This window comes from Tropicimonas aquimaris (assembly GCF_042676185.1).
GTDB classification, from domain to species: Bacteria; Pseudomonadota; Alphaproteobacteria; order Rhodobacterales; family Rhodobacteraceae; genus Tropicimonas; species Tropicimonas aquimaris.
Map to the genome: position 1 here is coordinate 374,930 of NZ_JBHTJT010000008.1, position 20,993 is coordinate 395,922.

The 20,993-nt window shown below is 66.8% G+C and carries 23 protein-coding genes, 1 tRNA gene and 1 pseudogene; 13 read left to right on the forward strand and 12 right to left on the reverse strand.

The features are described from left to right. Window positions 1-95 precede the first annotated feature (95 nt). Window positions 96-1,409, reverse strand: coding sequence for a capsule biosynthesis protein (locus ACFQ2S_RS08195; protein ID WP_386073959.1), 1,314 nt, complete (start codon window positions 1,407-1,409; stop codon window positions 96-98). Between the two features lie 174 nt (window positions 1,410-1,583). Between ACFQ2S_RS08195 and ACFQ2S_RS08200 the strand changes: the two genes are divergently transcribed. Together ACFQ2S_RS08200 and ACFQ2S_RS08205 are read left to right on the forward strand one after the other, a co-directional pair. Then, complete coding sequence (locus ACFQ2S_RS08200) at window positions 1,584-2,171, forward strand: riboflavin synthase (protein ID WP_386073960.1); 588 nt, start codon at window positions 1,584-1,586, stop codon at window positions 2,169-2,171. 157 nt (window positions 2,172-2,328) lie between these two features. After that, window positions 2,329-4,149 carry a M3 family oligoendopeptidase gene (locus ACFQ2S_RS08205; protein ID WP_386074306.1) on the forward strand — a complete coding sequence of 607 codons (1,821 nt, stop codon included), beginning with the start codon at window positions 2,329-2,331 and terminating at the stop codon, window positions 4,147-4,149. A 7-nt stretch (window positions 4,150-4,156) separates the two neighbouring features. On the opposite strand, the gene ACFQ2S_RS08210 is transcribed toward ACFQ2S_RS08205, so the two are convergent. From ACFQ2S_RS08210 to ACFQ2S_RS08220, 3 genes are all read right to left on the reverse strand, one after another. Continuing rightward, window positions 4,157-4,636 carry a hypothetical protein gene (locus ACFQ2S_RS08210; RefSeq protein ID WP_386073961.1) on the reverse strand — a complete coding sequence of 160 codons (480 nt, stop codon included), beginning with the start codon at window positions 4,634-4,636 and terminating at the stop codon, window positions 4,157-4,159. 116 nt (window positions 4,637-4,752) lie between these two features. Further along, window positions 4,753-5,094 carry a hypothetical protein gene (locus tag ACFQ2S_RS08215; RefSeq protein ID WP_386073962.1) on the reverse strand — a complete coding sequence of 114 codons (342 nt, stop codon included), beginning with the start codon at window positions 5,092-5,094 and terminating at the stop codon, window positions 4,753-4,755. Window positions 5,095-5,175: 81 nt separating this feature from the next. Then, entirely contained in the window at window positions 5,176-5,475 is a 300-nt protein-coding gene (locus tag ACFQ2S_RS08220; RefSeq protein ID WP_386073963.1) for a DUF4389 domain-containing protein, read from the reverse strand. A gap of 146 nt (window positions 5,476-5,621) precedes the next feature. On the opposite strand from ACFQ2S_RS08220, the gene ACFQ2S_RS08225 reads away from it, so the two are divergent. Both ACFQ2S_RS08225 and cls read left to right on the forward strand, forming a co-directional pair. Then, window positions 5,622-6,797: a dipeptidase gene (locus tag ACFQ2S_RS08225; protein WP_386073964.1), complete on the forward strand. Its 1,176-nt coding sequence runs from the start codon at window positions 5,622-5,624 to the stop codon at window positions 6,795-6,797. 153 nt (window positions 6,798-6,950) lie between these two features. Further along, a complete protein-coding gene (cls, locus tag ACFQ2S_RS08230; RefSeq protein ID WP_386073965.1) occupies window positions 6,951-8,381 on the forward strand; it encodes a cardiolipin synthase in 1,431 nt (476 codons plus the stop codon). A gap of 18 nt (window positions 8,382-8,399) precedes the next feature. On the opposite strand, the gene ACFQ2S_RS08235 is transcribed toward cls, so the two are convergent. Next, entirely contained in the window at window positions 8,400-9,368 is a 969-nt protein-coding gene (locus ACFQ2S_RS08235) for a Gfo/Idh/MocA family protein (RefSeq protein WP_386073966.1), read from the reverse strand. Window positions 9,369-9,743: 375 nt separating this feature from the next. Here ACFQ2S_RS08235 and ACFQ2S_RS08240 point away from each other — a divergent pair, with 375 nt between their 5' ends. Then, a complete protein-coding gene (locus tag ACFQ2S_RS08240; RefSeq protein ID WP_386073967.1) occupies window positions 9,744-11,546 on the forward strand; it encodes a PHA/PHB synthase family protein in 1,803 nt (600 codons plus the stop codon). Between the two features lie 15 nt (window positions 11,547-11,561). Here ACFQ2S_RS08240 and ACFQ2S_RS08245 read toward each other — a convergent pair whose 3' ends face one another. Both ACFQ2S_RS08245 and rpoH read right to left on the reverse strand, forming a co-directional pair. Continuing rightward, window positions 11,562-12,053 (reverse strand): DUF4405 domain-containing protein, encoded by a 492-nt coding sequence (locus tag ACFQ2S_RS08245; protein ID WP_386073968.1) that lies wholly within the window; start codon window positions 12,051-12,053, stop codon window positions 11,562-11,564. A gap of 170 nt (window positions 12,054-12,223) precedes the next feature. After that, window positions 12,224-13,120, reverse strand: a complete 897-nt coding sequence (gene rpoH, locus ACFQ2S_RS08250; RefSeq protein WP_386073969.1) for an RNA polymerase sigma factor RpoH — start codon at window positions 13,118-13,120, stop codon at window positions 12,224-12,226. A 382-nt stretch (window positions 13,121-13,502) separates the two neighbouring features. Here rpoH and ACFQ2S_RS08255 point away from each other — a divergent pair, with 382 nt between their 5' ends. Further along, a complete protein-coding gene (locus tag ACFQ2S_RS08255) occupies window positions 13,503-14,282 on the forward strand; it encodes a hypothetical protein (protein ID WP_386073970.1) in 780 nt (259 codons plus the stop codon). A gap of 16 nt (window positions 14,283-14,298) precedes the next feature. On the opposite strand, the gene ACFQ2S_RS08260 is transcribed toward ACFQ2S_RS08255, so the two are convergent. Next, the gene (locus ACFQ2S_RS08260) at window positions 14,299-15,339 is read right to left on the reverse strand and encodes an RluA family pseudouridine synthase (protein WP_386073971.1); all 1,041 of its coding nucleotides are present in this window, start codon (window positions 15,337-15,339) and stop codon (window positions 14,299-14,301) included. Window positions 15,340-15,465: 126 nt separating this feature from the next. Here ACFQ2S_RS08260 and ACFQ2S_RS08265 point away from each other — a divergent pair, with 126 nt between their 5' ends. Together ACFQ2S_RS08265 and ppk2 are read left to right on the forward strand one after the other, a co-directional pair. Further along, window positions 15,466-15,798 (forward strand): DUF6476 family protein, encoded by a 333-nt coding sequence (locus tag ACFQ2S_RS08265; RefSeq protein ID WP_386073972.1) that lies wholly within the window; start codon window positions 15,466-15,468, stop codon window positions 15,796-15,798. Between the two features lie 141 nt (window positions 15,799-15,939). Further along, a complete protein-coding gene (gene ppk2, locus ACFQ2S_RS08270; protein WP_386073973.1) occupies window positions 15,940-16,872 on the forward strand; it encodes a polyphosphate kinase 2 in 933 nt (310 codons plus the stop codon). A 106-nt stretch (window positions 16,873-16,978) separates the two neighbouring features. On the opposite strand, the gene ACFQ2S_RS08275 is transcribed toward ppk2, so the two are convergent. Then, a tRNA-His gene (locus ACFQ2S_RS08275) sits at window positions 16,979-17,055 on the reverse strand. 165 nt (window positions 17,056-17,220) lie between these two features. Between ACFQ2S_RS08275 and ACFQ2S_RS08280 the strand changes: the two genes are divergently transcribed. Then, window positions 17,221-17,418: a DUF6324 family protein gene (locus ACFQ2S_RS08280; RefSeq protein ID WP_386073974.1), complete on the forward strand. Its 198-nt coding sequence runs from the start codon at window positions 17,221-17,223 to the stop codon at window positions 17,416-17,418. A gap of 2 nt (window positions 17,419-17,420) precedes the next feature. Here ACFQ2S_RS08280 and ACFQ2S_RS08285 read toward each other — a convergent pair whose 3' ends face one another. The 3 genes from ACFQ2S_RS08285 to ACFQ2S_RS08295 all read right to left on the reverse strand — a co-directional run bounded on the left by ACFQ2S_RS08285 (window position 17,421) and on the right by ACFQ2S_RS08295 (window position 19,265). After that, window positions 17,421-17,870 carry an MmcB family DNA repair protein gene (locus tag ACFQ2S_RS08285; protein ID WP_386073975.1) on the reverse strand — a complete coding sequence of 150 codons (450 nt, stop codon included), beginning with the start codon at window positions 17,868-17,870 and terminating at the stop codon, window positions 17,421-17,423. A 491-nt stretch (window positions 17,871-18,361) separates the two neighbouring features. Beyond that, on the reverse strand, window positions 18,362-18,682 hold the full coding sequence (locus ACFQ2S_RS08290) for a hypothetical protein (protein ID WP_386073976.1): 321 nt from the start codon (window positions 18,680-18,682) through the stop codon (window positions 18,362-18,364). 118 nt (window positions 18,683-18,800) lie between these two features. Continuing rightward, entirely contained in the window at window positions 18,801-19,265 is a 465-nt protein-coding gene (locus ACFQ2S_RS08295) for a MarR family winged helix-turn-helix transcriptional regulator (RefSeq protein ID WP_386073977.1), read from the reverse strand. Between the two features lie 98 nt (window positions 19,266-19,363). On the opposite strand from ACFQ2S_RS08295, the gene ACFQ2S_RS08300 reads away from it, so the two are divergent. The 4 genes and pseudogenes from ACFQ2S_RS08300 to ACFQ2S_RS08315 all read left to right on the forward strand — a co-directional run. After that, entirely contained in the window at window positions 19,364-19,768 is a 405-nt protein-coding gene (locus ACFQ2S_RS08300) for a VOC family protein (protein WP_386073978.1), read from the forward strand. Beyond that, window positions 19,765-20,169 (forward strand): VOC family protein, encoded by a 405-nt coding sequence (locus tag ACFQ2S_RS08305; RefSeq protein ID WP_386073979.1) that lies wholly within the window; start codon window positions 19,765-19,767, stop codon window positions 20,167-20,169. Before ACFQ2S_RS08300 ends, ACFQ2S_RS08305 begins: the two co-directional genes overlap by 4 nt. After that, window positions 20,166-20,645: a VOC family protein gene (locus tag ACFQ2S_RS08310; RefSeq protein ID WP_386073980.1), complete on the forward strand. Its 480-nt coding sequence runs from the start codon at window positions 20,166-20,168 to the stop codon at window positions 20,643-20,645. The genes ACFQ2S_RS08305 and ACFQ2S_RS08310 overlap by 4 nt, the downstream gene beginning before the upstream one ends. A gap of 25 nt (window positions 20,646-20,670) precedes the next feature. Continuing rightward, window positions 20,671-20,925: pseudogene (locus tag ACFQ2S_RS08315) on the forward strand (DUF1428 domain-containing protein); the annotation flags it as partial. Window positions 20,926-20,993 lie beyond the last annotated feature (68 nt).

Genomic DNA, 20,993 nt, shown 5'->3' on the forward strand with positions numbered 1-20,993 from the left:
GCAGACCGTGGAAAAGGGAAGGCCGCCGCGCAGCCGGGCGGCGAGTGTTGCGCCGGCGCCGCGCCCGTTCGCGCAACGGGCGCGCGATGCAAAGCTCACTTGACGAGCCGGAGCTGTTGCCGGGGCGCCGAGTTGCCGGAGGCGAGGGCGTCATAGGGGTCCTGCGGGGCGAGGATCATGTCCACCACCTGCCGCAGGAGCTCGCGCCGTCCGCGCGCGGAGTAGAAGCCGCCGGTGACCTGCGAGGTCTCCAGCAGGTAGGAGCGATAGGTGCGGTAGGCGCGGCTGTCGGGGCGGGTGGGGGCGGCGAAGAACTCCGCCAACGGCTGATCGGAGACGAATTCCGGCTTGTCATAGACCGCCGCACCGAAGCTGCGCAGCGGCAAGCCGCGCCAGAGCACCTGTTGGCCGGCGGTCGAATTCACTGTGACCGCGCTGCGGGCGTGATCGAGCAGCATGGCCAGCTTGCCGCCGGGGACGAAATGCACCCGTTCGGACACGCCGGCCTCTGCGGCCAGCCGAGCGATGTCCGGCCGGAGCGGGCTGCGCCCGTCTTCCAGCGGGTGCGCCTTGAAGACGAGGTGGTGATGCCGCGGCGCGCCGGTGGCGAAGGCTTCGATGCAGAGCTGCAGGAATTCTTCCATCGTCTCGAAGGGGCCATGCGCCTGGAAACTGGAGTCGTGTTCGAGCTGCAGCAGCACGAGGTGATAGGGCGCGCCGGCGCGCAGGATGGCGCGGGTGGCGAGGTGGCGCTCCAGCCGGTGCGCGGGCAGCAGCAGGAGCCGCTTCAGGTGCAGCCGGAATTCCTGCCGAACGTTCAGGGCGCGATGCGGGCGAAAGCCGGCGTAGCGGCGGTTCCGGAACATGACGTGCCAGTGGTAGAGCGCGCCGAACCAGATGTGCTGTCGGGTGTCGCCCCAGTGGCTGGGCGGATCCGGCAGGTCAGGGTCGGAATGCGCGAGCGCCGCCCGCATCGCGTCGACGCCGAGCTGCATCAGCCGGGAATGGCCGTTGGAGCCGCCGCGCTCGTAAGTGACCCAATAGGGGCGCAGGTAGCCCTCCTCGAAGACATGAACCGTCAGGCCGCGCGCGCGGGCCTGCCGCACGGCCTCGGCGTGGATCGGGCGGATGTCGCCATAGAGCACCAGGTCGGTGATGCGCTTCTCGTCCAGCAGCGCGGCGCAGCGCGCGGGCCAGGCATCCGGGCCTTCCGCAAAGGGCAGGTAGCTCGGCCGGTCGGGCCAGAAGGCCGCGTCGCCCGCGTTGAATCCGACCCGCCAGACCTCCGCCCCGGCGGCGCGCAGCATCGCGCCGAGCTGGCCAAAGAACGGCCCGTGCGGCCCCTGCAGGAACAGGAACCGCCGGGCAGGCGCGGGGGCGCTTTCGGTGGGCGTGCCGGGCTGTCTCATCGCCTGGCATCTATCGCGCCCCCGGCGGCGCCTGTCACCCCTTTCCTGAGGGGTCGGGCGAGATATGCACGCCGCGTGTCGGCCTGGCCTCGACCCGGGCGGGAGTGACGGTTTGGCGCTTGCCGCCGGTCCCGCGCGCCGTTACCTCACGGGAAAGCCACGAAGGAGTCCCCCATGTTCACCGGAATCGTGACCGACATCGGCGAAATCCGGGCGCTGGAGCGCCGCGGCGATCTGCGGGCGCAGATCGGCACAAGCTACGACATGGACACCGTCGACATGGGCGCCTCGATCGCCTGCGCGGGGGTCTGCCTGACGGTGGTCGACAAGGGGCCGGACTGGTTCAGCGTCGACATCTCGGCCGAGACCGTGAGCAAGACCAACATCGCCGACTGGACCGTCGGCGGGCGTATCAACCTCGAGCGCGCGCTCAAGGTGGGCGACGAGCTCGGCGGGCATATCGTGTCGGGCCATGTCGACGGGGTGGCCGAGGTGATCGCCATGGCCGAGGAGGGGGACAGCACCCGCGTCACCTTCCGGGCGCCCGAGGCGCTCGCCAAGTTCATCGCGCCGAAGGGTTCGGTGGCGCTCGACGGCACCTCGCTGACGGTCAACGAGGTCGATGGCCGGGATTTCGGCATCAATTTCATCCCCCACACCAAGGAAGTCACGACCTGGGGCCGGGTGAAGACGGGCGACCGGATCAACCTCGAGATCGACACGCTCGCCCGTTACGTGGCGCGGCTGGCCGAGGCCGGCTGACCTCGGCGCCCGCGTTTCTAGCGGCGTAGAGCACGAAGATTTCATGTCTCCGGCGGGGGTATTTCCGCCAAGAAGACGCAGAAGCTGCGCAGGGCGGTTGAAGATTGCCCGCGTGACGGCTTATCTGAGCGGCACCAGAGCAGGAGGTTCCGCCATGATGCAGCAAATGCCACGTCCCGTCCGAGATATCGACCCCAAGGGGGCGCGGCGGCTCGGCGATCTGCCGGACTGGGATCTCAGCGATCTCTACACCGCACCGGACGCGATGGAGCTGAAGCGGGACATGGACTGGCTGGAACAGGCCTGTCTGAGCTTTGCCGAGGATTACGAGGGCAAGCTCGCCGCGCTTGATGCCGCGGGACTGCTGGAATGCGTGCTGCGCTACGAGAAGATCGAGGTGATCGCCGGGCGCATCATGTCCTTTGCGGGTCTGCGCTATTACCAGAACACGATCGATGCCGAGCGGGCGCAATTCCTTGGCAATTGCCAGGAGAAGATCACCAATTTCACCACGCCGCTGGTCTTCTTCAGCCTGGAGCTGAACCGTATCGAGGACGAGGCGCTGGCCACTCTGCTGGCGGAGAACGAGGATCTGCACCGCTACAAGCCGATCTTCGACAAGCTGCGCGCGATGAAGCCCTACCAGCTCTCCGACGAGCTGGAGAAGTTCCTGCACGACCAGTCGACCGTCGGCGCTGCGGCCTGGAACCGGCTTTTCGACGAGACCATGGCTGGGCTGCAATTCGAGGTGCAGGGCGAGACCCACAGCCTGGAATCGACGCTGAACTTCCTGACCGAGAAGGACCGGGAGCTGCGCGAGGCCGCCGCCCGCGAACTGGCCCGCGTTTTCTCCGAGAACCTTTCGCTCTTTGCCCGCGTGCACAACACCCTGGCCAAGGAGAAGGAGATCGAGGATCGCTGGCGTGGGATGCCGACACCGCAGACCGGCCGTCACCTGTCCAACCAGGTCGAGCCCGAGGTGGTCGAGGCGCTGCGCAATGCCGTGGTCAACGCCTACCCGCAGCTCAGCCACCGCTACTACGACCTCAAGCGCAAGTGGCTCGGGCTGAACGCGCTGGAGGTCTGGGACCGCAACGCGCCGCTGCCGATGGAGGACACCCGGATCGTCGACTGGGAGGAGGCGAAGCAGACCGTTCTCGACGCCTATGCCGGGTTCAGCCCGCGCATGGCCGAGATCGCCGCGCCGTTCTTCGAGAAGGGCTGGATCGACGCCGGGGTGAAGCCCGGTAAGGCCCCCGGCGCCTTTGCCCACCCGACCGTCGTGGACGTGCATCCCTACGTGATGCTCAACTACCTCGGCAAGCCGCGGGACGTGATGACGCTCGCCCACGAACTCGGGCACGGCGTGCACCAGGTGCTGGCCGCGGGGCAGGGCGAACTGCTGGCCTCCACGCCTCTCACCCTCGCCGAGACCGCGAGCGTCTTCGGCGAGATGCTCACGTTCCGCAAGCTTCTCTCGCAGGCCAGGACCCCGTCGCAGCGCAAGGTGTTGCTGGCCGGCAAGGTCGAGGACATGATCAACACCGTGGTCCGGCAGATCGCCTTCTACGATTTCGAGTGCAAGCTGCACGAGGCACGCCGCAAGAGCGAGCTGACCCCGGACGAGATCAACGCGCTCTGGATGTCGGTGCAGGGCGAGAGCCTCGGCCCGGCGTTCAGCTTCATGGACGGCTACGAGACCTTCTGGTCCTACATCCCGCATTTCGTCCACTCGCCCTTCTATGTCTATGCCTATGCCTTCGGCGACGGGCTGGTGAACGCGCTCTACGCGGTCTACGAGGAGGGTGACCCGAGCTTCCAGGAGAAATATTTCGAGATGCTCAAGGCTGGCGGCTCCAAGCATCACAAGGAGCTGCTGGCGCCCTTCGGTCTCGACGCCACCGATCCTTCATTCTGGGACAAGGGGCTGGCAATGATCTCCGGCATGATCGACGAGTTGGAGGCGATGGAGGGCTGAGCGTGGATCAGATCCCGCAGGCTTCGAGGATCTGCTCCCGGAAGGCGCCGGTGCCTGTCATCGGCGCTTCGAAGATCACGTCGCCCGAGGGGCTGGTCAGCTCCAGCGTGCTTCCCTGGGCGAACTCCCGCAGCACGGTGTCGCTGGTCTCCAGCCGGCCGACAAAGGCCTTGTCGGCCTCGTAGTAGAAGCCCAAGATCGGGTGCTTGGCGCGGTTGCCGCCGGACAGGACGATCCACATCATCATGTCGTCCGCAGTGTCGTCGGCGTTCTTCATCCCCGCGTGCGGTCCGCCCGTGAGCACCAGCGACAGCCACGTGCCGGTGTTGCGATTGCAGCCAAGCGTCAGCGTCTTCTCTCCAACCGTGATCAGGCCGCCCGCACTCTCCCCGTTGGTGGCGATCGCCGAGCTCCAGGTTTGCGCCTCGGCGGCGGTGCCGGCGGCGACGAGCAGCGGGAGGAGAAGGGAACGGAGAGAAACGCGCATCTGAAAAGCCCTGTGGTCCGGATTTCGACGGGCACCGGCCTCCCGGCGCCCGCGTTCCCAGACACATAGCATCCGGGCGACGATTCGCCATCCGCGCCGGGGATGGCGGTCCGAGGCTAGAAAGGGTCGAAGGCGACGAGGCCGTAGTCGAAGCTCTCGAGGCGGTAATCCTCGATCCTGAGCGTGAAATCCTCGGCCCGGAGCAGCGTGTCGCCCTTGCGGTAAAGCAGGTCGACCTCGTTCTCCCGCACGCCTTCGAGGGTGATCAGATCGGACTCGGTGAAATCGGTCACCCGGTCATCGCCCGCCGAGATGATGAAATGGTCGAACCCCTTGCCGCCGGTCAGTATGTCGTTGCCCGCGCCGCCGGTCAGCGTGTCGTGGCCGCCGCCTCCGATAAGCCGGTCGGCCCCGGCGTCGCCGAACAGCCGGTCGTCGCCCGCGCCGCCATAGATCATTCAATGCCTTTCGGAAATACTCCCGCAAGGCGTATCACGAAAAGACACTGAAATCTCTTCCGGAATTCCGGACCGGCGGGCTCAGTCCAGTTCGGTCCAGGGCCAGGGCTTCACCTCGCTCGCGGCGGTCTGGTAGCGCGCCGCCTTGGCGATCCAGATGCCGAGGTCGGTGCCGAAATCGGCCAGCCGATCGTTCGGCTTGCGGTGGTTAAGCAGCATGATGATCAGCTGCACCACCGTCGCCACGCCAAGCACAGTCTGGGCGATACCGATCATGAAATAGATGATCAGCATGTAGACCAGCCGCAGCAGCAGCGGCTCCTGCGGGCCTGCGTGGGGCTGCGGCCCGTGCAGGCGGCCGTCGATGTCTTCGTTGCGCATGGGGCGGCTCCGTGTCCGGGACGGCCCGACATTAACGCCTGTGCCGCAACGTTCAACACCCCGAATGGCATGGTCGTGGCCGGGCAGGCTTGGCAGCGGGCAGGGCGCGTGTTTCTCTCCCGCCCGCGACAACAGGGGGCGGTCTGATGCGGGTTTTCGGGAAATGGCTGGGGCGGGTGCTCTTCGGGCTCGCTGTGCTGCTGGCGGCGTTTCTGACCGTCGCGCCCGGATACGTGGAGCGGAGCCGGAACGCGGTGGCGCCGCACGATCCCTGGCCGGTCAGCGCCGAGGCGCAGGCGCTGCACGAGACGCTGCTGGTGGGCGACTGGCACGCCGACAGCCTGCTGTGGAAGCGCGACCTGCTGAAGCGCGCGTCGCGGGGGCAGGTGGACCTGCCGCGCCTGATCGAGGGCAATGTCGGTCTGCAGGTCTTCACCGCCGTCACCAAGAGCCCCGCGGGCCAGAATTACGAGGCCAACGCGACGGACGCCTTCGACAACATCACCGCCCTCGCCATCGGCCAGCTTTGGCCGATGCGGACCTGGGGCAGCCTGCTGGGTCGTGCGCTCTACCAGGCCGAGAAGCTGCACCGCTTTGCCGAGGCGAGCGACGGGCAACTCCGCATCATCCGCACGAAGGGCGACCTGGAGGCCGTGCTCGCGGCCCGCGCTTCGGGCGAGACGGTCGTGGGGGCGCTGCTCGGGATCGAGGGCTCGCACCCGCTGGAGGGTGATCTGGCCAATCTCGACGCGCTGGAGGCCGCCGGGCACCGGGTGATCGGGTTGCAGCACTTCTTCGACAACGAGATCGGCGGCTCGCTGCACGGGCTGGCCAATGCCGGCCTCACCGATTTCGGCCGCGAGGTGGTGGCCGAGATCGAGCGCCGCGGCATGGTGATGGACCTCGCCCATTCCAGCCCCCGCGTCGCGGCCGAGGCGCTGCAACTCGTCTCCAGCCCCGTCATCGTCAGCCACACCGGGATCTATTCCCATTGCGAGGTGAAGCGGAACTTCCTCGACTCGCTGATGGTCGAGGTCGCCCGCTCGGGCGGCGTGATCGGCATCGGCTACTGGAAGGACGTGACCTGCGACGACAGCCCCGCCGGCGTCGCTGGTGCGATCAAGGCTGCCATCGATGTGGTGGGCGAGGACCACGTCTCGCTCGGCTCCGATTTCGACGGCTCCGTCGCCACCGCCTTCGACACCTCCGAACTGCCCGCGCTCACCCAGGCCCTGCTGGACGCCGGCCTCACCGAGGCGCAGATCAGAAAGGTCATGGGCGAGAACATGGTCCGAGTACTGCGGGCGCGTTTGCCACAGTGAAATGATCCGCGCGATCCGGAAGGGAGCGCGGGCAGGGACCCTGCCGGCCTTGTAGGGCCTGCCTGCGGTCTTCTATCAATGGGGGAGCACCGAGGTGCTCCCTTGTAACGCGGGAGCGCTGTCGTCCGATGCCCGCCGCGCCGGAGAGCCGCCATGGTCTGGATCATCGCCCATGTCGTCATCGTCACCCTGTTTCTGGGGCGCATCCTTCTGCGCCCGCACCGGCTGCCCGAATCCCGCATGGCGTGGATGGTCGTCGTGTTGGCGGTGCCCTACCTCGGCGCGCTGATCTATCTGCTGCTGGGCGAAACGAGCATCGGGCGCGAGCGTACGGCGCGAGTGCGGCGCGTCCTCGACACTCTTCCCCGGCCCGAGGCGGCGCCGGGATGGGAGATGCCCGACGACACCGGAGCGGTTGCCGGCAGCTACGCGCCGCTCTTCAACGTCGGCAAGTCGATTAGCGGCCATTCGGTGGCGAGTGGGAACAAGGCGGTTCTGATGGCCGATTCCGACGCGACGATCGAGGCCATGGTGGCAGATATTGATGCCGCCACCGACCATGTCCACCTGATGTTCTACATCTGGCTCGCCGACGGCAACGGCACCCGGATGGCCGAGGCGCTGAAGCGGGCCGCGGCGCGGGGCGTCCGCTGTCGGGCGATGGTGGACGACCTGGGTTCGCGCGATCTGGTCCGCAGCCCGCTCTGGTCCGAGATGCAGGAAGCGGGCGTGCAGCTGGCGCGGGCGCTTCCTGTCGGCAATCCCCTTGTGCGCATCTTCGACGGCCGGGTCGACCTGCGCAATCACCGCAAGATCCTGGTGATCGACAATCGCACCACCTATTGCGGGAGTCAGAACTGCGCCGACCCGGCGTTCCTGCCCAAGGCGAACTATGGCCCGTGGGTCGATGCGATGATGCGCTTCGAGGGTCCGGTCGTGCGCCAGAACCAGCACCTGTTTGCCAGCGACTGGATGTCGAGCGTCGACGAGGACATCAGCGACTTGCTGCAACGGCCGATGCCGCCAGCCGTGCCGGGCTTTCCGGCGCAGGTGGTGGCCACCGGGCCGACGTTCCGCGACTCCGCGATGCCGGAACTGTTCACGACGCTGATCCACGCCGCGCGGCGGGAGCTGTTTATCACCACGCCCTATTATGTGCCCAACAGCGCCATCCAGTCTGCGCTCTGCGCCGCCGCCAACCGAGGCGTCGACACCACGATCATCTTTCCGGCCCGCAACGACGATTTCGCCGTCGGCGCCACAGCCCGAAGCTATTACGAGGACCTTCTGATCGCGGGGGTCAAGATCGGTGAATACCAGCCCGGCCTGCTTCACACCAAGTCGCTGACGCTGGACGGGGAGGTGACGCTGATCGGTTCCGCCAACATGGACCGGCGCAGTTTCGATCTGAACTACGAGAACAACATCCTGCTGCACGACCCGGCCACCACTGCCGCGATGCGCGCCCGCCAGCAGGAGTACCTCGCCAGCAGCCGCGCCGTGACGCTCCAGCAGGTTCAGGCCTGGAGCATCTGGCAGCGTATGTGGAACAACCTGCTCGCCATCGTCGGGCCGGTCCTGTAGCCCTCCGGCCGGTGCGGGTCAGGCCGGCCCGGGATCGGCGGCGAAGATTATGTCCATCGCGGCCTGGGTGCCACGGCTGAATTCCAGCGGGCAGGGGTAGGGCGCGCCGCTGCGCAGGCTCTCGCAGAAGTTCTGCACCTGCAACACGTAATGGTTCACCCCCGGCCAGCGCTCGGTGATCGTTTCGTTGCCGCGGATCAGGTCGAGCCGCGCCTCGCCGTGGACATTGGCATTGAACGGATAGTCGAGCCGCAGCAGCCCCTTTTCGCCGTGGAACACCATCTCCTGGTAGGGCGCGAGGCGGGTGGAGAGCATCATCGACATCTCGAAGGAGGGGAAGACGAGCTGGCTGCGCGACGTAGTGTCGTATCCGTCGACCCAGGTAATCCGCGCGGTAGCGGAGACCGGTTCCTCGCCGGTCACGAAGCGCACGGTGCCGAGCGGATAGACCCCGATGTCGGGCAGTGCGCCGCCGCCGCTCTGCGCCTGGTTGCGGATGTTGCCGGGGTCGGGGTTGTTGTAGGAGAACGCGCCGCGCACGTCGGTCAGCTTGCCGATGGCGCCGTCCGCGATCATCTCCTTGGCGCGGATCCACTGGGGGTGGTGTACCACCATGTAGGCCTCTGCCGCGAGCTTCCCGGCCGCGTCGCGCGCCGCGATCAGCCGGTCGAACTCCCCGGCCTCCAGCGTGATCGGCTTCTCGCAGAGCACCGGCTTGCCCGCCGCCAGTGCCCGCAGGGTCCATTCCACGTGCAGGTGGTTGGGCAGCGGCACGTAGACCGCGTCGATCTGCGAGTCGGTGAGCAGGGCGTCGTAGTTCTTGTGGATGCGGATGCCCGGGAACAGCTCCGAGAACGCCGCCGCCTTCTCGTCCGAGGAGGTCGCCAGCGCGGCCAGCTGCGCCCCGCGGGCGGCGTGGATCGCCGGCCCCATGTGCTGCCGGGCGAAGTTCGACGCCCCCAGAATACCCCAGCGGATCGTTTTCATGACAAACCTCCTCGTGTGTCTCCCGGATGCGCCGGCTCGACGCCGGGGCATCCGCCCGCGGCCACCATCGGGCGGGACTGGGGCGTTGTCAAAGGGCGTGGTGAGTCGCGCCGTCACAGGGGTGTCGGTGTCGTCGGGTGTGCCTGTGTAAAAATGCGAGGAAACCGCCTGTTTCCATGCGGGTACCCCAATTATTTCACAGTTTGAATGTATTCTGCGGGGGCCGGGTCGGGGTGTTGCGCTAACGGTGAAGGATGGTCGCAGTTACTTCGCCCGGAAGAGGGGCGATAACCGCTCTGCTGCGTTGCGGCACAGGCAGCGCGACGGGGCAAGAACATCCATTCGAGCGAGGTTGAAATGGTCAGCAGGTCCACAGTGAAATCCCTCAAGCCGGTGGCGACACCGGCCAATGCCGACAGCCAGCCGGTCGCCCGCACCGTCCCGGCGCCGGCGGCCTCCAGGCCCCAGCCGACGCATCGCCGCTACCACAACCTCGATCGCTCGATCCGCGCCAAGAACGCACAGCTCACCAACGGCATGTCCGTCAACGCGTCACAGGCGGCCTGGACCGACTGGGCCAAGCATCTCGCCCAGGCGCCGGGCAGGCAGCAGGAACTGGCCGAGAAGGCGGTCGACAACGCGCGCAAGCTCTGGTTCGGCGTCATGGGCATCGGCGAGGGGTTCGCGCCGAAGAAGGGCGACAACCGCTTCAGTCACGAGGGCTGGGACGCCCCTCCGTTCTCGTTCTGGAAACAAAGCCACCTCGCGATGGAGGATTGGTGGGGGGAGGCCACCACCGAAGTGCGCGGAATGCGCCACAAGTCGAGCGAGCGCGTGGCCTTTCAGGCGCGGCAGATCCTCGACGCCTTTTCCCCCTCCAACTACCTGTTCTCCAACCCCGAGGTGATCGCAAAGACGCTCGAGACCAGCGGCCAGAACCTCGTGGCGGGGGGCCGCAACCTCACCGACGACCTGATCCGGGAACTGACCGGCGAGAAGGAGCCGATGCCGGAGCAGTTCCGCGTCGGCGAGACCATCGCCTGCACGCCGGGCCAGGTGGTCTATCGCAACGAACTGATGGAGCTGATCCAGTACACGCCGACCACGGCGAAGGTGCAGGCGGAGCCGATCCTGATCGTGCCGGCCTGGATCATGAAGTACTACATCCTCGACCTCAGCCAGCACAATTCGCTGATCAAGTACCTCGTCGACGAAGGCTTCACCGTCTTCGCGATCTCCTGGGTCAACCCGGATGCCAGCCTCGCCGATTGTGGGCTGGACGACTACCGCAAGCGCGGGGTGATGGCGGCGCTCGACGCGGTGACGGCGATCGTGCCGGACCGCAAGGTCCACGCCTGCGGCTACTGCCTCGGTGGCACGATCCTGTCGATCTCGGCGGCGACGATGGCCCGCGACGGTGACGACCGGCTCGCTTCGGTCTCGCTGCTCACCGCGCAGACCGACTTCACCGAGGCCGGCGAGGTGATGATGTTCCTCGACGAGAGCCAGATCGCCTATCTCGAGGACATGATGTGGGATCAGGGCTATCTCGATCAGGACCAGATGGCCGGCGCCTTCCAGGCACTGCGCGCCGAGGACCTGATCTGGGCCCGTGCGATCAACCGCTACTTGCTGGGCGAGCAGGAACGGCCCTTCGACATCTCCGCCTGGAACGCCGACGCGACGCGCATGCCCTACCGGATGCATTCCGAGTACCTGCGCGGCCTGTTCCTGGAAAACCGGCTCACCGGCGGGCGTTACGCGGTGGAGGGCAAGGTGATCGCGCTCTCCGACATCTCCGCGCCGTTCTTCGTGGTGGGCACCGAGAAGGACCACATCGCGCCGTGGAAATCGGTCTACAAGATCCGGCTCTTCAACGACGCGGAGCAGACCTTCGTGCTGACGGCAGGCGGGCACAATTCCGGGATCGTCAGCGAGCCGGGCCATGCGCGCCGCAGCTTCCGTGTGGGTGTGCGCAGCCCGGACGAGCTCTATCAGGACCCGGATAGCTGGGTGCAGAGCCACGAGCCGCAGGAGGGCTCCTGGTGGCCGGTCTGGGCCGAGTTCCTGCGCGGCAAGGGCAGCGGCCAGCAGGTGCCGCCGCCACCGATGGGCAATGCCCGGGCCGGGTTCAAGCCGCTCTGCAAGGCACCGGGGACCTACGTCCACCAGGCCTGACGCGGCTCGCGCGGGTCAGTGAGCGCCTCCGCGCCACTGACCCGGCGCCGTGGCGTTGGTCGTCCAGTGCTCCTGACGGAAGTAGCGGCTGCCATCCGCCAGCCAACTGGCCGGCGGCCAGGTGAACGCCACCAGCAGGACCAGCAGCCCGACGATCCCGAGCGCCAGAAAGGCCTCGCGCCGATGGCCGCCCGGATGCGCGGGCGTGCCGCCCAAGAGCGAGCGATAGACCGGCAGGTGCACCAGCACGTGCCAGGCGACGAGCCCAAGGAACAGGACCGCGGCTGTCGCGTGCAGCGTCTCCCAGCCACCCCGGTCCAGCCCCACGACCTGCCAGCCGGACTGGTTGGCGATCCGGCCCGTCGGCGCGATGTAAAGGATGATCCCGCTTAGCAGCAGGACCGGAAAGGTCAGGCTGACCCCGAAAACGGCAAAGGCCCGGCCAGTGAAATGCGCGTAGCGCTGCGGAACGGCAGCCTGCGGCGCGGTGGAATGCGCGGCGTTCATCTCTTTCTCCCTCCAGCGGCGGATCCTGCCGGAAGGGCAGGAGATCCGCCCATGGTTGGAACGTGGGAGAGCGGTGCTTCCGTCGCAAGTGGGGGTGATTTCCGGCGTGCACGAAAAGGCCCCGCCTGCGGAGCAAGCGGGGCGTTCTGTGTCGTCACGGGGGCGCCCGGTCAGGCGGCCGTCATGATGCCTTTTTCGCGGGCGAGTTCCTTCATCCGCTTCTGCAGCTTTTCGAAGGCGCGCACCTCGATCTGGCGGATCCGCTCGCGGCTGACGTCATAGACGCCGCTGAGTTCCTCCAGCGTCACCGGCGGCTCGGCCAGGCGGCGCTGCGTGAGGATGTCCTTCTCGCGGTCGTTGAGCGCGTCCATCGCCTCCAGCAGCAGATCGCGGCGCACCGACATCTCGTTGCTCTCGGCATATTGCTCGGCCTGGTCGGCGTCCTCGTCCTCCAGCCAGTCCTGCCACTGGGTCGTGGTGTCGCCGTCGGAGCCCACGGTGGCGTTGAGCGAGGCGTCGCCCCCCGACAGCCGCCGGTTCATCGAGATCACCTCTTCCTCGGTCACGCCGAGATCGGTGGCGATCCGGGTCACATTCTCCGGCCGCATATCGCCCTCTTCAAGGGCTCCGATGCGCGACTTGGCCTTGCGCAGGTTGAAGAACAGCTTCTTCTGCGCCGAGGTCGTGCCGAGCTTAACCAGGGACCACGATCGCAGGATGTATTCCTGGATCGAAGCGCGGATCCACCACATGGCGTAGGTGGCCAGTCGAAAGCCCTTTTCAGGGTCGAAGCGCTTGACGGCCTGCATCAGTCCCACGTTGGCCTCCGAGATCACCTCGGCCTGGGGAAGGCCGTAGCCGCGGTAGCCCATGGCGATCTTGGCGGCGAGGCGCAGGTGGCTCGTCACCATCTTGTGCGCGGCCTCGGTGTCCTGGTGATCGACCCACCGCTTGGCCAGCATGTACTCTTCTTCCGGCTCCAGCATCGGAAACTTGCGAATTTCCTGCAGGTACCGGTTCAGCCCCTGCTCCGGAGAGGGGGCGGGAAGGCTCGTGTAATTACTCATCTCTATCGTCCCTCCTAGCCTGTCGGATACTTCGCACGACGTTGGTGCAAAGTTCTTGAGGTAATATGTATGAACTGAACCGTTCGGTTCAAGTGAGCGCGTTTGCGATAACGGCGCTTCCTTGTCTCAACTATAGACCCGCGCCCGCCGCCGCGTAAGACGGCTGCAATGTCTCTCACGGGGTGTTCACTGAATATTACAAGGCCTTCCCGGTGGGTTTTGTTTCCGAAAACCTCCATTCCGGCCGCCGTGTCTCGCTGGAAACCCGCCCCGTGGCACAGTTGAGCCATACTCCGGCCAATCTGCAGCGGTTACCTGCATCAGGCGTCAGTCCTCCACGGGCAGCGCGCAGAGCCGGATTCACGTCAGGACATTTCAATCAATGAAGACCTTTTCCTTCGCTGCGTTCATCCTGGTCATGTTCGTGATCTTCGTGATCAACACCGGCGTCGCCTCGCATCTGGCAGGCCCGGTCCTGAAAAACGGCGAGACGCCCGATTCCGCGCAGCGCGCCTCGGCGTTCAAGGGGATGATCACCGGCATGCTGTCCGGCAAGGAGATCCTGATGGGGTATCGCCGCTTCGACGCGGCGGTCGAGGACGGCAAGCTCGTCTTCCACGGCGGCGCTTTCACCTTCGAGGATCGCGACGCCCCCGAGACCTTCGTGCCCTATGTCTTCGAATTCGACGGCACCGCCTTCACCGGGATCTCGCCGCGCCACGTTCCCGATGTCGAAGCCTATTTCGCCCGCTACGACGCGGCCTATCCGGTCCCGACGGCCGCCCCTGCCTCCGATTGCGTGAATCCCCGGCCGGAGGGCGTCACGGCGGAGGGCGTGCCGCTCCGGGCGCCGATCCTGTGCCGCCTGCCGTCCCTGCTGCCCGATGGCGAGACGGCGATGATCGGCATCCTGTATCCGGATCCCACCGCCCTGCCGCTGGCCGATGGCGATGCAACCTGCCGGGGCGAGGTTCGGCACTGGCAGAGCCTGCCCGGTTTCGAGGACATCGGGATCGTGTTCTGCGTCGTGATGGACCGCGCGTTCGAGCGGGATGCCTACAGCGCGGTGAACTGGATGGATGTCATCTTCTACCAGGCCTACGGCACCCGGCTGCTGAACATGCGGGCCGACCGGAGGAACTTCCAGAGCATCGAGCGCTAGTCCCGGCCCGCCGGGCTCAGGACGTTCCGCCCTGCAGCTTTGCGACCAGCCCGGCCATATCCTCCGGTAGCGGGCTCTCGAAATCGAGCCGCTCGCCGCTGACCGGGTGGACGAAGCCGAGGGTGGCGGCGTGGAGCGCCTGCCGCGGGAAGGCGTCGACCGCGGCCGCGGCGTCCGCGCCAAGCGCCCTGGCCGAGGCCTTGCGACGGCCGCCGTATACCGGATCGCCGATCAGCGCGTGGCCCACGTGGGACATGTGCACGCGGATCTGATGGGTGCGGCCGGTTTCCAGCCGACATTCCACCAGCGCCGCCGCCGGGGGCGTGCCGAATGGATCGAGCACCCGCAGCCGGGTGACGGCGTGCCGCCCGCCGTCCCAGACCACGGCCTGCCGCTGGCGGTCGTGGCGGTGGCGCGCCAGCCGGGTGGTGATCCGCAGGACCTCCGCGCTTTCCCAATGGGTGCCCCGGATTCCGCGCAGGCGCGGATCGGCCGGATCGGGGCAGCCGTGAACCAGCGCGAGGTAACGGCGTTCGGCGGTATGCGCCTCGAACTGCGCGGCGAGCCCGTGGTGCGCGGCGTCGGATTTCGCCACGACCAGCAGGCCGGAGGTGTCCTTGTCGATCCGGTGCACGATGCCCGGCCGCCGCTCACCGCCGATGCCGGAGAGCGTGTCGCCGCAATGGTGCAGCAGCGCGTTGACCAGCGTGCCGTCGGGCGAGCCCGGGGCAGGGTGCACGACCATCCCTGCCGGCTTGTCGATCACGATCAGCGCGTCATCCTCGTAGACCACCTCGAGCGGGATCTCCTGGGCGCGGGTCTCGACCGGCGCGGCCTCGGGTAGGGTGATCTCCACCGCGTCGCCGGCCGCGACCTTGGCCTTGGGGTTGGTCTCCGCCACGCCGCCGACGCGCACCTGGCCTTCCCCGATCAGCTTCGCCAGCCGCGAGCGGCTGAGCGCGGCCTCTTCGGGCACGTGCCGGGCCAGCGCCTTGTCGAGGCGCTCCGGGGTCGGGCTGGTGATCTCGATCCGGAGGGTCCGGAGCGGCTCGGTCATGGCGGGTCCTTTTCGGGTTTGCAGGGCCGATACGCTGCCCGGGCCCCCGGCGCAAGCGCCGCCTGCCCACTGGCGCTGGCCCCGCACCTGCCGTATCAGCGGGAAAACGCAACGGAGGCCCAAGCCGTGGAACAGCCCAAAGAGCCCGACCTGAGTGCCGAGGACGCCCGCACCCTGCGCTTCCTGCGCGGCCTGGTGCTAGTGCTTACGGCGACCATGATCCTCGGCATCGGGACGCTGGTGGTGCTCTTCGCCACCCGGTTCCCCGGCGGCGAGCGGATTGTGCCCGCGGCGGCGGAGGGCCTGCGCCTGCCCGAGCGGATCGCACTGCCCGACGGCGCACGGCCGCTGGCGGTGACGCAGGGCGACGGCTGGTGGGCCGTGGTGACCGACGCCGACGAGATCCTGATCTACGATGCCGCGACCGGCGCGGTGCGCCAGCGGGTCGCCGTAAAGTAACCGGCCACGCGACGGGCGGAAATTCCTGCATCCGGAGCGACTTCCGGCGTCATTGACATGTTGCGGTCACCTGATACCGCCAGAGTGAGGCGGTGTCCGCGACGCTGCCGGACGCTGCAAGAGCAAGACGGGAGGACCGAGATGACCGACGCGCCTGACGACACGCCGCTCGACGACATGCACAAGGACTGGCTCGAAGCCGAACTCGAGGAAACCCTCGACGAGACCTTCGAGATGGAATTCAGCGAGCCGATGCTGAGCCAGGAGATCCGAAAGATCTATCGCAAGGCGCATCCGGAATCGCTCGACCGGCGCACGTATTTCACCAACCTGCTGCGACTCCAGGCCGAGATGATCAAGATGCAGGACTGGGTCGAGGCCACCGGCGCCAGGATCTGCATCCTCTTCGAGGGCCGCGATTCCGCCGGCAAGGGGGGCGTCATCAAGCGCATCACCCAGCGGCTCAACCCCCGCGTCGCCCGCGTGGTGGCGCTGCCGGCGCCGAACCGGCGCGAGCAGAGCCAGTGGTATTTCCAGCGCTACGTGCCGCACCTGCCGGCCGGCGGCGAGATCGTGCTCTTCGACCGCTCCTGGTACAACCGCGCCGGCGTCGAGCGGGTGATGGGCTTCGCCTCCGAGGACCAGGTGGAGATGTTCTTCCGCGACGTGCCGGAATTCGAGCGCATGCTGGTCCGCAACGGCATCATCCTGCTGAAATACTGGTTCTCGATCACCGACGCGGAGCAGCAACTCCGGTTCCAGGTGCGCATTCACGACCCGATGAAGCAGTGGAAGCTCTCGCCGATGGACCTGCAGAGCCGGGTCCGCTGGGAACAGTACACCAAGGCAAAGGAAGACATGTTCGCCCGCACGAACATCCCCGAGGCGCCCTGGTACATCGTCGAGGGCAACGACAAGAAGCGCGAGCGGCTCAACTGCATGGAGCACATCCTGAGCCGGATCCCCTACGAGCCCGTCGAACACGAGAAGGTCGAACTGCCGGAGCGGAAATACAACCCCGACTACGAGCGCAAGGTGTTGCCGGACGATCTCTACGTCCCGAAGATCTACTGAGCGGGCAGGGGGCGCGCCCTTGCGGGCGCGTGCCTCCGGCGGGGATATTTCCGGACAGAAGAAGTCCGCCGCAGGCGCGGTCGAATGCTGTCGGGATTGGGGGAGATGGTACCGCCTCCCTGGCTTGAACAGGGGACCTCTGGATCCACAATCCAGCGCTCTAACCAACTGAGCTAAGGCGGCACAGGGCGGTCGTTTAGCCGCTGTGCGCGGACTGTGCAAGCCCTTCCGCCGCCTCTTTGCAGATTTTCCCTCTGCGGCCGGCAGAGGCCTCCGGCGCGTTTTCGCTCTGGCAACGGCCACAGGGTCGGGCATAAAGAGGGGCAAGCCGACGACAGGGAGATCAGCATGGGTATCGACAAGGAAAGCGACCTTTCCGCCAACCTCCAGATCGGACCGACTTCGCTCGGCATGGTGCGTATCTATGTCGAGGGCGAGGGGGTCGAGCTGCCGCTGGATTTCGAGCCCGAAGAGGCCGAGGAGATCGCAGAGGAACTGCGCGCCGCGGCGGAGCGGGCCCGCCAGATGGGACGCAAGAAGAAGTAGGCTCAGCCGGTCTCGTCGTCCGAGATCAGGCCGCGCACCCCGGGGTCACGCAGGGCCTGCAGCCGACGCGCGGCGTGGCGGGCGAACTTCTGGGTGATCACCTTGCGCCGCGCACCGGCGAGCTTCGATTCCGGCCCCATGCGCAGGATCTCGGCGTCATAGGCATCGGCGAGGATCAGGCCGGTTTCCGGAGGCAGAAGGTCGGTCGGGAAATCGCCGTCGACGGCCCAGAAGAACCGGTCGCACCACTCCAGGTAGCCCTGCCACTTGCGGTCAGAGGTGAAGTCGACCCGGCTCGACTTGCACTCCACTACCCAGATCTCCCCCTTCGCCCCGAGCGCCATGACATCGACCCGCAGCCCGGGCGAGGGCACCAGCTCCTCCACGGTGACGAAGCCATGGCCGCGCAGATGGCGGCAGACACCGCGGGCCAGCAGTTGGCCGGGCTGCATCTGGTCTTGTGGAAGGGGAGTGGCAAAGGACATGGGGGGAATGTGAACAATTGGGGAACGCTTCGCAAGTGCCGGAAATGGGATCGGGTGGGGGAGAGACCGTCGGAGCGGAAAATGACCTCTGACCTCTTGCCGAAACCTCCGCCGGCCCCTATCTCCGGCGCTGGCGGATCTGTCCTTCCCGTGCGGGGCCAAAATTCCAGTGGCCTTAAGCAATTCCGAGGGAGCTGGCTCTGTCCGGACCCTGGTTCGGTTACCTGGCGCCCACCTGTATATACAGGTCCTCGGGAATGAAACGCCCCCACGGTTGCGTACGGTCCCCGCCACGTCTTTCGCACCGCCTGTTCCGGTCGAAATGACCGGAACGGCGGTCGGAAACGACCGGACGGACGGTCGTTTGACGGTTTTTCTTGCAAACATCGGCGACGAAACGACGAACGCCCGGGGATTTCCGGGCGTTTCGGTCATTTCTGCCTCGGGATTCGGTCGTTTTAGCCGCGCTTCTCGCCGGTCGTCACCGCAACGGTGCCGTCCTGCGGGACGGTCGGGGTGGCGAAGGTTATGCGTTTGCCACGGCCGGAATCGCCGTCGTCGTGGCTCATCCGCATGATCGAGATGCCAAACTGGACGCCGGCGAACACGATCCCGTTGAACACCCAGAGCATGACCACCGCGATGTAGCCGCCGCTCGAGTGGGTCACCAGGTGCCGGAGGTTCGCGACGTTGACCCCCATCAGCAAGGACACGAACACGGCCGAGAGCAGAAAGCCGATGATGACCTGGCGGATGTAGAGGCGGACGAGCTGCGGCATGGCCGGTTCCCTGGCTGCGAAAGGTTCGAATTCGTTCATTTCCAAAATAGCGCATCCGGGCGGCGCCGCCAAATTAAAAATATTGAATATGTTTTCCGCCGGTGGTGTCTTGCCGCTCTCATCCCCCGTCGGGCTTGCCGAATGTCAGCCGCAGGAGCTGGCCGCGCAGGGGGGGATCCTCGGCGTCACCGCCGAGCATCCGGTCGACCGCGTCATGGGTGGCGCGCCAGATCGGCACCGCCTTCACCAGCAGGTCGCGCCCCGCGTCGGTGAGGGCCAGGCGACGGCTACGGCCATCCTTCGGGTCGGAGAGGATCTCCAGAAGTCCGCGCCGATTCAGGGGCTTGAGGTTCGCCGTGAGCGTCGTCCGATCCAGGGCGAGCAGGTGGGCCACGTCGCCCATGCGCGGTGGCTCCGGGCGGTTGAGCGACACCAGCAGGGAGTACTGACCGTTGGTCAGGCCGAGCGGGCGCAGCGCCTCGTCGAAGCGCCGGCCGATGGCGCGGGCGGCGCGTTGCAGGTGCAGGCAGAGACATCTGTCGCGCACCTCGTGGGTGATCTCGAGAGGCAGGTCGTCACGCATGGACTATAATTTACGTTGACATCAACATAATGGTCAACCACGGTGGCCTCATTGAATTACGATTGTTGAATCGCGGCACCATATTGGGAGGTCTCTCCATGAATACCTACATTAATCTGCCCGTGGAGGACCTCGGGCGCAGCCGCGCCTTCTTCCTGGCCCTCGGGCTGACCTTCGACGAACGGTTCTGCGACGAGACGGCGCTCGGCATGGTGCTGGGGCCGTCGAGCTTCGTGATGCTTCTGACGCGGGCGAAATTCGCCGGGTTTACGCCGCGTGCCATAGCCGATGCGCGGGCCGTCAGCGAGGTTCTGGTCGCGCTCGAAATGGAGAGCCGGGAGGCGGTGGACGCGATGGTGGCGACGGCGCTGTCCAGCGGCGGGGCGGCGGTGCGCGCGCCGGAAGACCACGGGTTCATGTACGGTCATGCCTTTGCCGATCCTGATGGCCACATCTGGGAGCCGTTCTGGCTGAACCGGCAGGCGATGGAGCAGGCGCAATGACCGAGCCTTGCCCCGTCGTGCATTTCGAGATGCCCTACGAGGACGCGGGCCGGATGGCCGCGTTCTACGAGCAGGTCTTCGGCTGGAAGACCAACGCGCTCGGCCCCGAGATGGGGCACTACGTCCTGGCGGAAACCACCGAGACCGAGGCCGGGCGGGCTCTGACGCCCGGCGCGATCAACGGCGGGTTCTTTCCGCGCCGGGACGACCGGCCGGCACAGGGCCCGCTGGTGGTGATCGGCGTGGCGGACATCGCCGCGGCGATGGAGCGGATCGGCGCCTCGGGCGGCAAGGTGCACGGCACGCCGCACGAGATCCCCGGGGTGGGGCTTTACGTGGCCTTCACCGATTGCGAGGGCAACTCGGCCAGCATGCTGCAGCCTCTGCGGGCGACGGCATGATCTCGGATCTGCGCACCTGCCTGTGGTTCAACGGCGACGGGGGCGCGGCGGCGGAGTTCTATGTCTCGCTGCTGCCCGACAGCCGGATCGACCATGTGGGCCGGAGGGATAGCGCAGCCGCGCCGCGGGTCATCCGGATGACGCTGGGCGGGGTGCCCTACATGATCCTCGACGTGCCGCCGGCCGAGGGGATGCCGCAGGTCACCCACGGGCCCGCGGCCTCGATCTCGGTCCTGACCGGGGATCAGGCCGAGACGGACCGGCTCTGGGCGGCGCTCACGGCAGGGGGCGGCGCGGAGAGCGTGTGCGGCTGGCTCACCGACCGGTTCGGAGTGCTCTGGCAGATCGTGCCCGAGGCGCTGCCGCGCATGCTGGAGTCGGAAGACCGCGCCGCTGCGGGACGTGCCCGGGAAGCGATGATGCAGATGGGAAAGCTCGATATTGCGGCGCTTGAAGCGGCCTTCGCAGGCGATTGAAACATCAAAATTTCATGAGGAAACAATGACGTATGTAGCAGGTTTCGTGCAGGCCGTGCCGGAGGCGAACAAGGCGGCCTATCTGGAGAGCGCGCGGCGCGCCTGGCCGCTGTTCAAGGACCATGGCGCGGTGGAAATGCGCGAATGCTGGGGGGACGCGGTACCGGACGGCGAGCTGACCTCCTTTCCCATGGCGGTCAAGGCGGAGCCGGGCGAGACGGTGGTGTTTTCCTGGGTGAGTTTCCCGGACAAGGCCACGCATGATGCCTGCATGGCCTCGATGGAAACGGATGCGCGCTGGCAGGAGATGTTCGACCCGCAGGCCATGCCCTTCGACATGAAGCGCAT

Excerpts from the sequence above, each read along its gene's own strand:
- ACFQ2S_RS08300 (WP_386073978.1), top strand. The coding sequence starts at position 19,364 with ATGAATACCTACATTAATCTGCCCGTGGAGGACCTCGGGCGCAGCCGC.
- ACFQ2S_RS08210 (WP_386073961.1), bottom strand. The coding sequence starts at position 4,636 with ATGCGCGTTTCTCTCCGTTCCCTTCTCCTCCCGCTGCTCGTCGCCGCC.
- ACFQ2S_RS08260 (WP_386073971.1), bottom strand. The coding sequence starts at position 15,339 with ATGACCGAGCCGCTCCGGACCCTCCGGATCGAGATCACCAGCCCGACC.
- ACFQ2S_RS08280 (WP_386073974.1), top strand. The coding sequence starts at position 17,221 with ATGGGTATCGACAAGGAAAGCGACCTTTCCGCCAACCTCCAGATCGGA.
- ACFQ2S_RS08290 (WP_386073976.1), bottom strand. The coding sequence starts at position 18,682 with ATGCCGCAGCTCGTCCGCCTCTACATCCGCCAGGTCATCATCGGCTTT.
- ACFQ2S_RS08235 (WP_386073966.1), bottom strand. The coding sequence starts at position 9,368 with ATGAAAACGATCCGCTGGGGTATTCTGGGGGCGTCGAACTTCGCCCGG.
- ACFQ2S_RS08295 (WP_386073977.1), bottom strand. The coding sequence starts at position 19,265 with ATGCGTGACGACCTGCCTCTCGAGATCACCCACGAGGTGCGCGACAGA.
- ACFQ2S_RS08255 (WP_386073970.1), top strand. The coding sequence starts at position 13,503 with ATGAAGACCTTTTCCTTCGCTGCGTTCATCCTGGTCATGTTCGTGATC.
- ACFQ2S_RS08220 (WP_386073963.1), bottom strand. The coding sequence starts at position 5,475 with ATGCGCAACGAAGACATCGACGGCCGCCTGCACGGGCCGCAGCCCCAC.
- ACFQ2S_RS08225 (WP_386073964.1), top strand. The coding sequence starts at position 5,622 with ATGCGGGTTTTCGGGAAATGGCTGGGGCGGGTGCTCTTCGGGCTCGCT.
- ACFQ2S_RS08305 (WP_386073979.1), top strand. The coding sequence starts at position 19,765 with ATGACCGAGCCTTGCCCCGTCGTGCATTTCGAGATGCCCTACGAGGAC.
- ppk2 (WP_386073973.1), top strand. The coding sequence starts at position 15,940 with ATGACCGACGCGCCTGACGACACGCCGCTCGACGACATGCACAAGGAC.
- ACFQ2S_RS08245 (WP_386073968.1), bottom strand. The coding sequence starts at position 12,053 with ATGAACGCCGCGCATTCCACCGCGCCGCAGGCTGCCGTTCCGCAGCGC.
- ACFQ2S_RS08200 (WP_386073960.1), top strand. The coding sequence starts at position 1,584 with ATGTTCACCGGAATCGTGACCGACATCGGCGAAATCCGGGCGCTGGAG.
- cls (WP_386073965.1), top strand. The coding sequence starts at position 6,951 with ATGGTCTGGATCATCGCCCATGTCGTCATCGTCACCCTGTTTCTGGGG.
- ACFQ2S_RS08310 (WP_386073980.1), top strand. The coding sequence starts at position 20,166 with ATGATCTCGGATCTGCGCACCTGCCTGTGGTTCAACGGCGACGGGGGC.
- ACFQ2S_RS08285 (WP_386073975.1), bottom strand. The coding sequence starts at position 17,870 with ATGCAGCCCGGCCAACTGCTGGCCCGCGGTGTCTGCCGCCATCTGCGC.
- ACFQ2S_RS08195 (WP_386073959.1), bottom strand. The coding sequence starts at position 1,409 with ATGAGACAGCCCGGCACGCCCACCGAAAGCGCCCCCGCGCCTGCCCGG.
- ACFQ2S_RS08215 (WP_386073962.1), bottom strand. The coding sequence starts at position 5,094 with ATGATCTATGGCGGCGCGGGCGACGACCGGCTGTTCGGCGACGCCGGG.
- rpoH (WP_386073969.1), bottom strand. The coding sequence starts at position 13,120 with ATGAGTAATTACACGAGCCTTCCCGCCCCCTCTCCGGAGCAGGGGCTG.
- ACFQ2S_RS08205 (WP_386074306.1), top strand. The coding sequence starts at position 2,329 with ATGCAGCAAATGCCACGTCCCGTCCGAGATATCGACCCCAAGGGGGCG.